Raw genomic sequence first — 15,458 nt, forward strand, 5'->3', positions numbered from 1 at the left:
AAAAGAGAAATAAAAAAAACTACCTAAGTAGTTTTTTAATTTTATGATTAACAGTTATTCAGCTCGTGTACCATTTCGTTGGTTATAGACGGAAAGTTGGAAAATCTCTATATTCTAAATGCTGTTGCGCCAACTTGGCAAATCATAATTGAAGTTTTAAATTTCAATTATCAAAGTTAATTTAAGAATTGAAAACATATTTTACATTATAAATTGTGATTGTTGTAAATTAAAATTAAGCTATAAAAAAAGCTCACCGTTTAAAGTGAGCTTTTGTTTTATTTATTCAAATTTCTAATTTGTTTTAATTTGTCTTTCCAAGAAATTAATTCTTCTTTATGTCTTTCAATTGTTTTTCTAACCTCAGTTACAATTGAATTTTCTTTCTTAGCATTCTTAGTGTTTTGGAAGAACTGAATGTTGTTTTCTAATTGGAAAATTTCATGTTGAACTTCATCAATTTTTCTCATGATGAAGATTTTTTCATTGTCTAATTTTCTACTGTCTTCAGAACCTGAAATGTTGTCCAAACGATTAGCAAAACGCAATTGCTCGCTTTCTTTTTTGCTAGAGCTTAATTTTTCAAACAAAGCATCTAGAATTTTATTGAATTTTCCTTCTACATGTCTTCTGTTAAAAGGAACTCTTCCAATAGATTTCCACGCTTCAATATGTGCTTTTATGGCATCCAAATCGGTTTTATGATCACCAACTAATTCAAATGAACGTAACGTTTCTAAATATTCTTTTTTCTTTTCAAAAGCAGCAACTTCTTCAGCATTTTCTTCTTTTTTACTGTCTTTCAAACGCTCAAAATAATGGTTACAAGCGGCTTTAAATTCATCCCAAAGTTTATCAGAAAATTTTCTTGGCACGTGTCCAACTTGTTTCCAATCTTCTTGAATTTGCTTCATTAAAGGCGTTGTAACAGCAAAATCTTCGCTTTCTTTCAATTCATTTGCTCTATCTACAAGTGCTTGCTTTTTGCTTAAATTATCGTTTTGATCTTTCTTAATGTCTTTGTAGAAAGAGTTTTTCAAAACATTAAAATCACGAACGGCATTTTTAAATCTCGCCCAAGTAGCTTCATTCACTTCACTTGGAACTTTTCCTGTAGCAAAGAATTGATTTCTCAAAGCTTCCACTTTTACAATTTGGTTCAACCAAGCTTGGTGCGAATCTACTTTCTCTTGAGCTAAAACTTCTAATTGCGCAATGATTTCGTTTTTCTTTTCAAGATTTTCGGTTTCTTTTGCTCTAAAACTTTCGTAAAAAGTTTCACGTTTATCGTGCATTTGTTTGGTCAATTCACTGAATTGTTTCCATAATTCTTCACGATTTTCTCTTGAAACTGGTCCGATATCTTCCTTCCAAATACGGTGTAAATCTTGTAATTCACGGAACGATTTGTTGATGTCAGTTTCATGAATTAATTCACCAACACGAGCTATAATTTTGTTTTTTAATTCTAAATTGTGTTTGAATTCTTGATCACGCGCATCTCTATCTAAGTGCAAGAAATCATAAAAATTCTCAATGTGAAAATGATAGTTATTCCAAACGTGGTTGTATTTATCTTTTGGAATTGGTCCAGCATTTTTCCAACGTTCTCTAATATCATTTAACTGTTTTAGAGCATTGGCAATATTTCCTGTCGAATTGTTAACCAAGTTTTTCAACTCTTCAACAATCGCCATTCTGTTTTCTAAATTCGCTTTCAAATTATTTTGAAGCGATTTAAAATGTGCATTTTTCTTATCTCTGTATTGATTGTATAAAGAATCAAATTTTGTTTTTAATGGAAAACTATAATGGAAATCCTCAGTAGTATCTGGATTTTCTGCATGAAATTCATCTCTTTTTTCATCCATAAAATGGTGAAATTTAGACAAAAATGCTTTTTTAACTTCTTCAACATGTTCACGAACCGACATTACTTGGTCAGTGGCAACAAGTGTTTCCAACTCTTCAACCAATTTTTCCATTGGCAAAGCTTCATAATCTTGCAACGGAATGTCATAACGACCTTTTACCGTTTCATCTTCGCTTTCTTCTGCATTCGCATTAGCAATGGCGTTCATTGCAAAATCATTTTCATCTTCTAAAACGATGGTATCGTCAGCAACTTGTTCGTCTGTTAATTCAATAACATTTTCTACAACTTCTTCAGTTGTATTTTCAATTGTTGGAACTTCTTTAGGTGTTTCTGTAATTTGTTCACCTACAAGGTCTTCAACTTCTAGAGCCGTTTCTTGTTCAGCTTCAGCTACTAATGGAGCTTCAACTTCGGTATCAGGAACCAATTCAACTTGTGTTTCAACAGCTTCTGCGATTGCTTCAACTTCTTGATTTTCAGTTTGAACCGCTTCTTGAGAGGCATTGTTTACGTTTCCATCTGTCTCGTTTTCGTTAACTGACAGGTTATCATTCTTTTCTTCTAACATTTGCTTAAATGTGTAAGGTTATACAATATTTTCCTTTTTGGAGGGCGAAAGGTAGTAAAGTAGCATCAAAAATCAAAGAAAATCAATGGTTTCTGTTGTTTTTATTAAGAAAATTTTAAGAAGAGAAAGAAAAGAAAATTATTTATTCCAAATCGTCCAAGCTTTTTCTGCTTGAAAAACTAACATTTCGTAGCCATTTTTAATAGTTGCTCCTTTTTTCTTAGCTTTCTTTAAAAACTGCGTTTCTTCGGGATTGTAAATTAAGTCAAAAGCGATGTGTTTTTCTGTAAAAAACTCATACGGAATAGGAGGAAATTCCTTTGTGTTTGGACTAGTTCCAAGTGGTGTGCAATTGATTATTATTTGAAAATTATCAAATGTTGTAACGTTGACTCTGTTGTAATCAATGGCATTTTCTGTAGCTTCTCTAGACACAAAAGTGTAAAAAATCCCTAGTTTATCTAAAGCAAAGGCAACTGCTTTTGAAGCACCACCAGTTCCAAGAATTAATGCTTTTTTATGATGCGGTTGGAGTAGTGGCTCTAACGATTTTTTAAAACCATACCAATCAGAATTATAACCTTTTAGATTTCCTTTTTTAGTAAAACGAATTACATTCACTGCGCCAATTCTGAACGCTTTATCCGACATGGTATCAAGAAATGGAATAATAGCTTCTTTGTAAGGAATAGTTACGTTTAAACCTTTCAAATCGGGATTTTCTTTCAATACATTCGGAAATTCTTCTATTGTTGGAATATCAAAATTCTCGTAAGTGCAATCATCAAAAAGTTCCTTTGAAAATTTTTCTGTAAAATATTTTTTTGAAAAAGAGTAGGAAATATCTTTACCTATTAATCCGAATTTTTTATGGTCTTGTTGCATCGATAACTATTGGGATTAGAAAATTGCATCTCACATTTTTACCTTTTTGAACTGCAGGCTTCCAATTTGGCATTCCTTTTAAAATACGAAGTAGTTCTTTTCCCGAATCATAACCAATATCTCTAAGAATTTTGATTTCGCTTATATTTCCGTTTTTTTCTACAACAAAACTAGCTAAAACTTTACCTTTAAGTTGTGCTTCTTTCATTTCATTAGAATAATTGAATCTTTTAGAAATATACAAATGAAATTTTTCAATTCCGCCAGGGAATTCAGGTTTTTCTTCAACTGCAAATACCGGATAAATACTGTTTTCATCATAAACAATTTCACCAGGTGCTTCAGTCAGTTCAGAATTGGGTTCAATAGTAACTGTTTCAATATTTTTTTCAGTTACGATAGTTTTTGAAACTGAATTTGTTGTTTCTTTTTTTTGAGCAAAAAAAGTATTTATAGCTAAAAAACAAATGATACAAAAGAACTTTTTCATAATTATTTATTATGTTTCTTAATCAAACTCTGCACTTTTTTGATAGTCCAAACAGTTGGAAATAATTCTTCTAATAAAGTATGATTATTAAAGTTCAAACGCAATGCATTACTCAAGTGAAATGTTCCTTTTTCAGTATCATTTAGCATAAAATAAAATCCTGCCAAACGGTATTCGATTTGATATTCTTCAGGGAAAAATTCGGTAGCTTGAAGCGATGTCATAACAGCAGAATCAAATTCACCTAAAAACTGTAAAATATCAATCCAAAACAACCAAGTATCTAAATGGTCATCTCCAAATTCAACAGCTTTTCTATAACCAAGTTCCGCTTCTTCATAGAAATTCATGGCTTTATTTATCGTTGCAAAACGTTTCCAATAAGCGCGATTTTGGTCGTCAATTGCTAAAGCTTTGTTCACATAAAACAACGCTTTTTGAAAATTTTTCTGACGCACATAAAAATCAGTTATCGCAATCCAACCTTTGTCTAATAAAGGATCTTCGTGAACTGTTTTGTTGAAATATTTTAACGCTTCCGCTTTATTCCCTAATTTTTCGTGACATTTTCCAATACGTAATAAAGCATACGAAGTTGGATCGTCTAAATCGATAGTTCTTTGGTAATTTTCAATAGCGTCTTCATAACGTTTTAGACGTTCTAAAGCTTTTCCATTTTCCATGAAAGCACCTAGAAATTCTTCATCAATATAAGTTGCATATTCAAAAGCACGCACTGCATTTACATAATCTTTCAATCCGTAATACAAACGTCCTTGTTGATGCCAAGCAATTTCTGAATATGGATTTCTATCAATGTAGGTTTTAATATATTCAATTGCTTCTGCATTTTGATCTAAAAATTCGTAGCAATAAACCACATTATATAGTGCCGATTGGTCTTCAATATCTACTTCTAAACAACTTTTGAAATTCTCTTTTGCCTTTTCAAGGTTGTCCATAAACAGATATTCCATACCAATAAGGTTGTAAACATCGGCTAAATCTTCGGTATATTTTAAAGCTTCTTCAAGGAGTTCAACCGCTTTTACATGGTTGTCTCTTTTCGAATAAATATTAGCTTTTTGAATAAAAATTTCTTCGTTCGTTGGCTCTATGGCATACAATTCGTTAAGCATTTTTTCAGCTATTTCGAGCTTGTCATCATATACCAACATTTCTACTTGAACTAGCTTTAAACCAGTTGATTTAGGATGTTGTTCAAGTCCTAATTTTAAAGCTTTTTTAGCTAAATTAGCTTTGCCCATATCAAGATAATGAAGAATAATTTCTTCAAATTCTTCTGAATCAAAAAAGAAAACTTTGTTGGTTTTCAACATGGATTCAAACTTCGATAAGGATAGATTGTAGTCTTCTTCGTCGTGATCCAAATGCATAGCTTTTTGTTTAAAATTATCCTTAATAAAAGTAGTTAACTAATATCGTCATTTAAGGAAAATTGATTTTTGTTTTGAACAATTTAATTAACAGGAAATGTTGAATTAAAAATTGAGAATTAAAAATTATCGAAATGTTTTAAAATTAATTATTAATTCTCAATTTTTAATTTGAATAAATCTCATCCATAACCTCCAAAATAATTTTGCACCCTTCTCTAATTTCCTCTTCAGAAATAGTTAATGGTGGCGTAATTCGGATGGCTTTACCTTCAAACAATAACCAAAATAGAATCAATCCTTTGTCTTGACAACGTAAAATCACCTGATTTGTTATTTCTTCATCAGATGTCATTGCGGCTAACATCAATCCTTTTCCTCTAACTTCTTGTATCAAAGGATGTACCAAAAGTGATCTAAACAATTTTTCTTTTTCTAAAGATTGTTGGGCATAGTCTTTTTCTAAAACTTCTTGTAGTGTTGCCAAACAAGCAGCAGCAATCACAGGATGACCACCAAAAGTTGTAATATGTCCTAATTTAGGATCGTGACTTAATAAATCCATGTGTTTTTCGTTGGCAATGAAACCTCCAACAGGCATTCCGCCAGCCATTCCTTTTCCGATAATGACTACATCAGGAACGACATTGTAATTTTCAAATCCAAACAATTTTCCAGTTCTTCCAAAACCAGGTTGGATTTCGTCAACAATCATTAAAGCTCCAACTTCTTCACAACGTTTTTTCACTTTAGCTAAAAAGTCGTTTTGAGGTTGAATGAAACCAGCGCCACCTTGAATACTTTCGAGAATTATTCCAGCAGTTTTGGTTGTTATTTTTTGTAAATCATCTTCATTGTTAAAAGTGATGAAATCAACATCGGGAATTAACGGACGAAAAACTTGTTTGCGTTCTTCAAATCCCATAACACTCATCGAACCCATAGTATTTCCGTGATAGGCATTATGACACGAAATCAACTGACTTCTTCCTGTGACACGTCGAACGAGTTTTAACGCACCTTCGCAAGCTTCTGTACCTGAATTTACTAAGTAAACTTTGTTTAATTCTTTTGGTAAATTTTCAACCAATAATTTGCAATATTGAACCGCTGGACTTTGAGAATATTCACCGTAAACCATCACATGTGAATATTTATCCAATTGATCTTTGATGGCTTGATTTACTCGTGGATGTTGATGTCCAAGCGAGCAAGCCGAAACACCAGCAACAAAATCTAAATATTTTTTATTGTTAGTATCGTAAATGTAGGAACCAATAGCGTGAGAAACCTCCATTCCTAATGGGTAAGGTGAAGTTTGTGCTTGGTATTTTAAAAAATCGTTCAATTTAATATTGGTATAAAGTCAATTTTTTATTGACTATTTTTTCTTTGGCAAATTTATGAAATTAGAATCAGCACAAATGTTTATTAAGTTTTTTTTATTAGTAGTTTGAAATGATTTTCAAATTTTTATATTTGTTGAATCATGTTACCGTAAATAGTACTCATTATGAAGAAAGTCTTATTGCTCGCTTTGATTGGATTATCACTAACTGTCAATGCTCAAAATAAAAAAAGTAAACCAACCGCCAAAAATAAAAAAGTTACCATTGTGGATAAGAAGAAAGTGACTCCTGCAGAGAAGAAGAAAGTTGTATATCAGGTTTTTACAAGATTGTTTGGAAATACAAATACAGCCAATAAACCTTGGGGAACAATCGAAGAAAATGGAGTAGGTAAGTTTAACGACTTTACAGACAAAGCTTTGCAAGAAATTAAAAATCTTGGAGTTACACATATTTGGTATACAGGAGTTCCGCATCATGCTTTGGTGAGAGATTATACCAATATTGGAATTTCAAATGATGATCCAGAAGTAGTGAAAGGTAGAGCAGGTTCGCCTTATGCAGTGAAAGATTATTATAGTGTAAATCCAGATTTAGCTGTTAATCCTGTCAATCGTTTGCAAGAATTTGAGGCATTAATTGCTCGTACGCATAAAAATGGTTTGAAACTATTGATTGATATTGTTCCTAATCATATTGCTAGAAAATATGAAGGAAAAAATAATCCAAAAGGTGTGAAAGACTTTGGAGCTGAGGATAATATATCGGTTGAATATGATAGAAATAACAACTTTTACTATATTCCAGAGCAACGATTTGAAGTGCCAACATCAGATGATTATCGTCCTTTGAATGGAGAAAGCAATCCGTTGATTGATAGTAAGTTTGATGAATATCCAGCGAAATGGACAGGAAACGGTTCGCGTTTGGCAAAACCAGACATCAACGATTGGTATGAAACGGTAAAAGTAAATTACGGAATTCGTCCTGATGGTTCTAAAGATTTTCCTGAACTTCCAAATGGTTTTGAAAAGAAATCTTATAAAGAACATTTCGATTTTTGGAAAGATAAAGACGTTCCAAGTTCATGGGAAAAATTTAGAGATATTGCTTTGTATTGGACAGCAAAAGGCGTTGATGGTTTCCGTTACGATATGGCAGAAATGGTTCCTTACGAGTTTTGGAGTTATATGAATTCGTCCATTAAAATGAAAAATCCGAATGCTTTTTTATTGGCAGAAGTTTATAATCCAAATGAATATAGAAATTATATTTTCTTAGGAAAAATGGATTATCTGTATGACAAAGTTGAAACTTATGATCATTTAAAAGCCGTTATTCACGGAAAAACAACTCCTGATGGATTGACTGATATTCAAAACAGAATGAGAGATATTGAGCATCATATGTTGCACTTTCTTGACAATCATGACGAACAACGATTGGCAAGTCCAGAATTTGCTGGAAGCGGTGAAAAAGGAAAACCTTTAATGGTGATTTCTACTACGTTGAGTTCTTCTCCAACAATGATTTATTTCGGACAAGAAGTAGGTGAGGCAGGGAACGAAGATGCAGGTTTTGGTAGACGTTCTAGAACTTCAATTTTTGATTATGTAGGCGTTCCTAATCACCAACGATGGATGAATAATGGTAAATTTGATGGAGGTCAATTGTCTAAAAGCGAAAAAGAACTGAGAGATTTTTACAAACGTTTGTTGAATTTCACTATCAAAAGTGAGGCATTGATGGGTAAATTTCAAGAAATTCAGTCTGTGAATAGACAAGATTCTTCTACATATGGTCAAAATGTGTATTCTTTTGTACGCTGGTCGGCTAATGAAAAACTGATTATTGTTTCTAATTTATCGCCTGACACCAACGAAATGTTTGATTTAAAAATTCCAGCCGATGTTATTAAGGAATGGAAACTTAAAGATGGAACGTATTTGTTGACAGAACAACTTTATGGTGTTGCTCATACTTTAAAAGTAACCAATGGAGTAGGAACTGTAAAAATTAGTTTGAAAGGCAGCGAGAGTTTTATTTTGAAAATGTAGTTAAAGAATTATATAAAATTGAAAACCCTTTCAGTTATGGAAGGGTTTTTTAGTTTGAAATCCTTTGAATAGTCAATAAAAATATCCACAAAAATTTTTAGCGTACAATAGATAAAAGATTATAAATACAATGAATATTGTTATCATTCCTACAACAAAAGAAATGGAATAATTATTATCGACACTTTTTTGTAATGAACCTTTAAATCCTTTAAAAATCCAGATTACAAATCCACCTAAAAATCTAATATCGTATGCCGACATAATAATATATATTTAATTAATGTAATATGATTGTAAAGCATATCTGAACTATCGATTTAGTTAATATTGAATTTGTTGTTAAGTTTCATTATAAAGTAAATGAAGCAACAATGTATTATGAAATTCATAATGTAATTCAATATTGGTAATCCTAAGATAATAGGTATTTGGTATGCAAACCAAGTAGCAATAATACTTAATATTAAAAAAACTATTAGTGTTGAAAACCAATTTAAAGTTGACTTTAAATTTTTTCCTTCTTTAAATATCATAAAAATTAATGATATTATAATAATAATGAAAACTGCACTAGAACTTATAAACATCAAAATATATGATCTAATATCTACAACATTTACTTCTTTATTCTTAATTTTGGATGGATTTTTTTTCTCAAAAAGGTTTGATATTGATAAATTTTCTATTTTTAAATAATCAGAGTAATGTGTCTCGTAAAAAATTTCATTTTCAATTACTAATAGTTTAGTTAATTTATTTTTGTTACTAGCATATTCTTTTTTCAATACTTGAATTTTTTCAAGGTTTTCAAGTTTGTTTGATAAATAATGATTGTAACTTATTTTGAAAACAAAATCAATTATGAATACAATTGAAATGAATGAAATAATGATTGCAACTTTATACTTCCACCTTTTAGATTTATCTAAAATTAATCCAACGAAATTTCCAAGAGTTTCAATCATTTTTTCTTGTTTTTGAATAAATCTAATTTTACTTAGAATAAAGTATTAACGAATTTAACTTATTTTTAAATAAATATACAGTAAATCTTTAAAAAAAATCCCAAACTTCAAATTTGGGATTTCTATTTATTACTTTAAAATTGTCTGTTTTCTATCTGGTCCTACAGAAACTATTTTTATTGGTACTTCGACTTCTTTTTCTATAAATTCGATGTAGTCTTTTAGTTCTTTTGGTAAACTATCAAATGTGGTTAAACCTGTTAAATCGGCTTGCCATCCTTTGAATTCCGTGTAAATTGGTGTTACGTTTTCTTCCTCTATGTTGTAAGGTAAATGTTGGATAACTTCACCTTTGTAGTTGTAAGCTGTAGCTACTTTTAAGGTTTCAAATCCCGATAATACATCACCTTTCATCATCATTAATTGCGTTACGCCATTCACTTGAATTGCATATTTCAAGGCAACTAAATCCAACCAACCACAACGTCTTTTTCTTCCAGTTACTGAGCCAAATTCGTTTCCAACACTTGCCATAACATCACCAGCATCGCCAAAATCTTCTGTAGGAAATGGTCCTGAACCCACACGAGTCGTATAAGCTTTGAAAATTCCGTAAACTTCTTTGATTTTATTTGGTGCAATTCCTAAACCAGTACAAGCCCCAGCGGCAGTTGTATTAGATGATGTTACAAATGGATACGTTCCAAAATCTACATCTAATAACGAACCTTGTGCGCCTTCGCAAAGAATTGATTTTCCTGCTTTTTGTGCTTGCGCCAAATATTCTTCACTGTCAATGAAAGTCAATTTTTGTAAATCTTTGATGGCTTCAAAGAATTCTTTTTCTAATTCAGGTAAATTGTATTGAATATCAACATTGTAGAAAGCTATCATGGCTTCGTGTTTGTCTGCCAAAGCTCTGTAACGTTCTTTGAAATCTTCTAATTCGATATCTCCAACACGAATTCCGTTTCTACCAGTTTTGTCCATATAAGTTGGACCAATTCCTTTTAAAGTAGAACCAATTTTAGCTTTACCTTTAGAAGCTTCAGAAGCTGCATCAAGTAATCTATGTGTTGGAAGAATTAAATGTGCTTTTCTCGAAATGATTAATTTAGATTTGATATCCAAATTGAATTTTGCTAAACCATCGATTTCACTTTTGAAAACTACAGGATCAATTACGACTCCATTTCCAATAATATTGATATTGTTATCATGAAAAATTCCAGAAGGAATGGTTCTCAAAACGTGTTTTATTCCGTCAAATTCTAAAGTATGTCCAGCATTTGGACCACCTTGAAAACGTGCAATAATATCGTATTTTGAGGTAAGTACGTCAACGATTTTTCCTTTTCCTTCGTCACCCCATTGTAATCCGAGTAGTAAATCTACGGTCATTGTGTTGTTGTTTATTGTGTAGTTAGTTTATTCTTTTTTCTTATTTGCGTAAAAATATAAGGAGTGATTAGTGATTTCGATACCAAAAATTTCTTCCATAGTTTTTTTAATAGTTTGAATCCTTGGGTCACAAAACTCAATTACTTCACCAGAATCGGTCATAATAATATGATCGTGTTGTTTATCAAAATATGACTTTTCGTAATGCGCTTGATTTTGACCAAATTGGTGTTTTCTTACTAAGCCACAATCTAAAAGTAATTCGATAGTGTTGTAAAGCGTTGCTCTTGAAACACGATAGTTTTTATTTTTCATTTTGATGTACAAATTTTCTATATCAAAATGTTCTTGACTATTATAAATTTCTTGAAGAATAGCGTAGCGTTCAGGCGTTTTACGGTGTCCTTTGTTTTCAAGATAGGCAGTAAAAACGTTCTTTACTGTTTCTTGATTTTTTGTATTATCTGATGCTATTTGTGTCATAATGCGCAAAGATAAATTATAGTTTATAAGTATGAAACTTTATGAGTTTAAAAGTTATAAACTAGTTGTTGATAATCTTGTTAGTTCTTGTAAACCCTTGAAATTTTTTCGATACCATCAATTTTTTTAATGTTATCAATTAGTTTTTTCAGGATGGTATTATTTTGTACAACTACCGTCACTTGTCCATTAAAAATTCCAGCTTCACCACTCAAGGAAATGCTTTGGATATTCACGTGCATTTGATTTGAAATTACTTTTGTAAGTTCATTAGTCAAACCTAAAGTATCCATTCCGGTAATTTTTAATACGGCTTTAAATTCTTGTTGTGAGGAGTCAATCCATTTGGCTATCATGATTCTGTAGGCATAGTTAGATTGTAATGCAATAGCATTTGGACAGTCTTTTTTATGCACTTTTATGCCTTCATTAATGGTTACAAATCCAAATACTTCATCACCAGGAATTGGATTACAACAACTTGATAATTTGTAATCTAATCGGTCTTGTTCTTTTCCAAAAACCAATAAATCATAATTACTGGTTAGTTCTTGTCTGTTGATGTCTTCAACATTAGAGTTTGGAGAACGTTTGATTTTGTTTTTAAAGAAATTGATTAGTGTATTACTTTTTTGAGCAGCAAAATCTTTTAATTGTTGATTTTCAATAGCGCCAATACCAACACGATAAAATAAATCTAAACTTGTTTTCAGTTTGAAAAAGTTTACCAATTCATTTACAACAGTTTCATTTAAAGTAATTTTTAAATGTTTTAATTTTCTTGTTAGAAGTTCTTTTCCTTCTTCGGCTATTTTCTTAGTGTCTTCATTGAGAACACTTCTAATTTTGTTTTTTGCTCTCGAAGTGGTAACATAATCTAGCCAATGCATTGTTGGTTTTTGATTGACTGATGTTATTACTTCAATTTGGTCACCACTTTTTAATTCGTGGTTTAGTTGCACTAATTTTCCATTAACACGAGTTCCTCTAGTTTTAATTCCAATTTCGGAGTGAATACTGAATGCAAAATCTAATGAAGTGGCACCTTTTGGTAATGATTTAATTTCACCTTTGGGTGTAAAGACAAAGATTTCTTTAGCATAGAGATTCATTTTGAAATCCTCTACAAAATCAACTGCATTGGTTTCAGAGTTTTCAAGTGCTTCTTTAAGTAGGTTTAACCAAACATCTAAACCATTTTCTTCGGTTGCACCTTGTTTGTATTTGTAATGCGCTGCGTATCCTTTTTCGGCAATTTCATCCATTCGTTCACTTCGCACTTGAATTTCTACCCAGCGACCTTTTGGTCCCATTACAGTAATGTGTAGTGCTTCATAGCCAGATGATTTTGGTGATGAAATCCAATCGCGTAAACGACTTGGACTTGGACGATAATGATCGGTAATGATGGAATAAATTTTCCAAGCCAAGAATTTTTCGTCGTGTGCATTCGATTTGTATATGATTCGCAAAGCAAATTTGTCATAAACTTCATCAAAACTGACATTTTGAGCCAACATTTTACGGCGAATAGAATATATAGACTTCGGACGACCTTTCATTGTGTATTCAACACCTTCTTCGTCAAGTGATTTTTTTAATACATCAGAAACCAATTTAATGTATTCGTCTTGCTCTTCCTTAGTTTCTTTTATTTTACTGACGATATCATTATAAACAGCAGGTTCTGTATATTTTAAACCTAAATCTTCCAATTTGGTTTTGATATTATATAGTCCTAAACGATGGGCAAGAGGTGCGTAGATGTATAATGTTTCCGAAGCAATTTTGACTTGTTTGTAATCGGGCATCGAATCCATAGTTTGCATATTGTGCAATCTATCAGCAATTTTGATAAGAATTACTCGAACATCATCGTTCAATGTAAGCAACATTTTACGAAAGTTTTCTGCTTGCATTGAGATGTTCAAGTCTTTCTTTACTTGAGATATTTTAGTTAATCCAGCTACAATTTGAGCAATTTTTGGATTAAACATTTTTTCAATATCCTCGACTGTAATTTCGGTATCTTCTACAACATCATGCATTAAAGCTGCAGCTATACTTGTTGGTCCGAGTCCGATTTCAGAAGCTACGATTTTAGCAACACCAATAGGGTGAAAGATATAGGCTTCACCAGATTTTCTGCGTTGGTCTTTGTGTGCATCAACAGCTACATCAAATGCTTTACGTATGAGTTTCTTGTCTTCAGGTGTAAGTGTTTGATAACTAATGCGAAGTAACTCTTTGTATTCGCGAGCTAATGCTTTTTTTTCTTCTTCTAAATCGATCTCTGTCATAGCAAATTCTTCAATTAGCTAAAAATAAGAAATATTATTGAAATTGCAATAAAAAAAATCCAAATTCCGATATTTTTTTCAGAATTTGGATTTGAATACTAAACAAGTTTAGTGTGAAAATTTTGGATTTAGTTATCTATTCTTGAGAAGTCTAAATCGTGAAAATCATAACTAAAATCAGTAAGTGGTGATATAGCTTTCATTTTAAATTTTATAGCTTTTCCTTCTGCATCAAGTTCGAAGAAAATATGAGCGTCTGCATTAAAACTTCTGTTGTTCCATCTCACAACAAAGTTTTGGTCTTTGTAAAATAAAATGGTTCCTGAAAGTCTTGGTGAACGTTTAGATTTAAAATTTAAGATTCCATTTTTTACATAAACGTAAACTTCTCCAAACCATTTGTCATTATAAGTTCCGATATATTTTGTAAAATCAATTTTTACACGAGTAATACTATTTTGATTTACAGTTTTCCAAACTTCATCTGTAATTTTATCTGCATTTTCTTCTCTGTTTTTTCGTTCTTCACTTAATGTAATTACATGATCGGGATTTTTAAGACCCAAATAACTGTCTTTTATTGTATTTGAAATTGCATTAAAAGCAGCTCCAGATTGTTGATTGGTTAATACAATAATACCAAGTTGAATGTCTGGAAACATGATGGTTTGAGTAACAATTCCATCCAATCCTCCAGTGTGTGATACTTGTAAATGACCATTAATATCTGATAATTGCCATCCTAGTCCATAGGCTTTGAAGTTGCAACTGTAGGGTTTCATGCCATGAATCGGAAGAATCGTTTGTGGTGACCACATTTCTTCATGAACTTCAGGACTAAATAATTGATTGTTGGTGCCGTATTTTCCTTTGTTAAGTTGAGCAATAACCCATTTGCTTAAGTCATTTGTACTAGCGTAAATTCCTGCTGCAGCATCAAAAATCGGATTGGTATATCGTTTTATAATTTCTAATTTTCCATTGGTAGGTACGTGGGGAACGATAGTATTTGTAGTGTCTTTTAGTCTGTTCCAAGAAGCAGCACTATTGTTCATTTGTAGAGGCTTCATGATACGTGTTTCAACAAATTCGCACCATGATGTTCCTGAAACTCGTTCAATAACTTCACCAGCAATTACGTAAAGTAAATTATCATAATCGTATTGCGCTCTAAAAGATGAAACTGGTTTTAGATATTGAATGTTTTTGATGATATCTTTTGGGGTAAAATCATGTCCATCTGGCCAAATCATTAAATCACCAGCACCCAATCCTAATCCACTTCTGTGAGTTAATAAATCTCTTATTGTGAATTCATTAGTAACAAAATCATTATACATTTTAAATTCAGGTATGTATTTGATGACTTTATCATCCCAATCAAGTTTTTTTTCATCTACAAGCATTGCTAATGCTGCTGATGTAAATGCTTTGCTATTGGAGGCAATTCCGAAAAGTGTATTTCCGTCAACCTTTTTCTGAGTATTTATATTGGTTACACCATAACCTTTAGAGATAACTACTTTTCCATCTTTTACAATTGCAACAGCAATTCCAGGTACGTTAAAGGTTTTCATAGTTCTGTTTACAACATCATCTAGTTTAGATTCAGAAATTTGTGCAAACGATAAAGCGCATGTAATAGTTGAAATTGCAGTAAAAAATAATTTTCTCATGGTATAAA

General features: G+C 31.5%; 11 protein-coding genes. 1 reads left to right on the forward strand and 10 read right to left on the reverse strand.

Annotated features, from left to right (window positions below; translation table 11 throughout):
* Positions 1–278: 278 nt before the first annotated feature.
* The 5 genes from ACYU7A_RS14680 to ACYU7A_RS14700 form a co-directional block, all read right to left on the reverse strand.
* Positions 279–2,444 carry a DUF349 domain-containing protein gene (locus ACYU7A_RS14680; protein ID WP_460577716.1) on the reverse strand — a complete coding sequence of 722 codons (2,166 nt, stop codon included), beginning with the start codon at positions 2,442–2,444 and terminating at the stop codon, positions 279–281.
* 138 nt (positions 2,445–2,582) lie between these two features.
* Complete coding sequence (locus tag ACYU7A_RS14685; protein ID WP_460577718.1) at positions 2,583–3,329, reverse strand: shikimate dehydrogenase family protein; 747 nt, start codon at positions 3,327–3,329, stop codon at positions 2,583–2,585.
* A complete protein-coding gene (locus ACYU7A_RS14690) occupies positions 3,313–3,819 on the reverse strand; it encodes an energy transducer TonB (RefSeq protein ID WP_460577719.1) in 507 nt (168 codons plus the stop codon). Before ACYU7A_RS14690 ends, ACYU7A_RS14685 begins: the two co-directional genes overlap by 17 nt.
* Positions 3,820–3,821: 2 nt before the next feature.
* Positions 3,822–5,216 (reverse strand): tetratricopeptide repeat protein, encoded by a 1,395-nt coding sequence (locus tag ACYU7A_RS14695; RefSeq protein ID WP_460577720.1) that lies wholly within the window; start codon positions 5,214–5,216, stop codon positions 3,822–3,824.
* A gap of 166 nt (positions 5,217–5,382) precedes the next feature.
* Positions 5,383–6,513, reverse strand: coding sequence for an aspartate aminotransferase family protein (locus ACYU7A_RS14700; RefSeq protein WP_460577786.1), 1,131 nt, complete (start codon positions 6,511–6,513; stop codon positions 5,383–5,385).
* A 216-nt stretch (positions 6,514–6,729) separates the two neighbouring features.
* Here ACYU7A_RS14700 and ACYU7A_RS14705 point away from each other — a divergent pair, with 216 nt between their 5' ends.
* Entirely contained in the window at positions 6,730–8,622 is a 1,893-nt protein-coding gene (locus ACYU7A_RS14705; RefSeq protein WP_460577722.1) for an alpha-amylase family glycosyl hydrolase, read from the forward strand.
* A gap of 320 nt (positions 8,623–8,942) precedes the next feature.
* Here ACYU7A_RS14705 and ACYU7A_RS14710 read toward each other — a convergent pair whose 3' ends face one another.
* The 5 genes from ACYU7A_RS14710 to ACYU7A_RS14730 all read right to left on the reverse strand — a co-directional run bounded on the left by ACYU7A_RS14710 (position 8,943) and on the right by ACYU7A_RS14730 (position 15,450).
* Positions 8,943–9,590 carry a hypothetical protein gene (locus ACYU7A_RS14710; protein WP_460577723.1) on the reverse strand — a complete coding sequence of 216 codons (648 nt, stop codon included), beginning with the start codon at positions 9,588–9,590 and terminating at the stop codon, positions 8,943–8,945.
* A 129-nt stretch (positions 9,591–9,719) separates the two neighbouring features.
* Positions 9,720–10,991 carry an adenylosuccinate synthase gene (locus tag ACYU7A_RS14715; protein WP_460577724.1) on the reverse strand — a complete coding sequence of 424 codons (1,272 nt, stop codon included), beginning with the start codon at positions 10,989–10,991 and terminating at the stop codon, positions 9,720–9,722.
* Between the two features lie 27 nt (positions 10,992–11,018).
* On the reverse strand, positions 11,019–11,474 hold the full coding sequence (locus ACYU7A_RS14720) for a Fur family transcriptional regulator (protein WP_298302572.1): 456 nt from the start codon (positions 11,472–11,474) through the stop codon (positions 11,019–11,021).
* Positions 11,475–11,554: 80 nt separating this feature from the next.
* Positions 11,555–13,774: a RelA/SpoT family protein gene (locus ACYU7A_RS14725; protein WP_460577726.1), complete on the reverse strand. Its 2,220-nt coding sequence runs from the start codon at positions 13,772–13,774 to the stop codon at positions 11,555–11,557.
* 128 nt (positions 13,775–13,902) lie between these two features.
* Positions 13,903–15,450, reverse strand: coding sequence for a serine hydrolase (locus ACYU7A_RS14730; protein ID WP_460577727.1), 1,548 nt, complete (start codon positions 15,448–15,450; stop codon positions 13,903–13,905).
* Between the last annotated feature and the right edge of the window lie 8 nt (positions 15,451–15,458).

The organism is Flavobacterium koreense, from assembly GCF_054776075.1.

What these genes read in the sequence shown, in the direction of transcription:
- ACYU7A_RS14725 (WP_460577726.1), bottom strand. Translation starts at nt 13,774, where the DNA reads ATGACAGAGATCGATTTAGAAGAAGAAAAAAAAGCATTAGCTCGCGAA.
- ACYU7A_RS14700 (WP_460577786.1), bottom strand. Translation starts at nt 6,513, where the DNA reads ATGGAGGTTTCTCACGCTATTGGTTCCTACATTTACGATACTAACAAT.
- ACYU7A_RS14695 (WP_460577720.1), bottom strand. Translation starts at nt 5,216, where the DNA reads ATGCATTTGGATCACGACGAAGAAGACTACAATCTATCCTTATCGAAG.
- ACYU7A_RS14710 (WP_460577723.1), bottom strand. Translation starts at nt 9,590, where the DNA reads ATGATTGAAACTCTTGGAAATTTCGTTGGATTAATTTTAGATAAATCT.
- ACYU7A_RS14730 (WP_460577727.1), bottom strand. Translation starts at nt 15,450, where the DNA reads ATGAGAAAATTATTTTTTACTGCAATTTCAACTATTACATGCGCTTTA.
- ACYU7A_RS14685 (WP_460577718.1), bottom strand. Translation starts at nt 3,329, where the DNA reads ATGCAACAAGACCATAAAAAATTCGGATTAATAGGTAAAGATATTTCC.
- ACYU7A_RS14715 (WP_460577724.1), bottom strand. Translation starts at nt 10,991, where the DNA reads ATGACCGTAGATTTACTACTCGGATTACAATGGGGTGACGAAGGAAAA.
- ACYU7A_RS14680 (WP_460577716.1), bottom strand. Translation starts at nt 2,444, where the DNA reads ATGTTAGAAGAAAAGAATGATAACCTGTCAGTTAACGAAAACGAGACA.
- ACYU7A_RS14705 (WP_460577722.1), top strand. Translation starts at nt 6,730, where the DNA reads ATGAAGAAAGTCTTATTGCTCGCTTTGATTGGATTATCACTAACTGTC.
- ACYU7A_RS14690 (WP_460577719.1), bottom strand. Translation starts at nt 3,819, where the DNA reads ATGAAAAAGTTCTTTTGTATCATTTGTTTTTTAGCTATAAATACTTTT.
- ACYU7A_RS14720 (WP_298302572.1), bottom strand. Translation starts at nt 11,474, where the DNA reads ATGACACAAATAGCATCAGATAATACAAAAAATCAAGAAACAGTAAAG.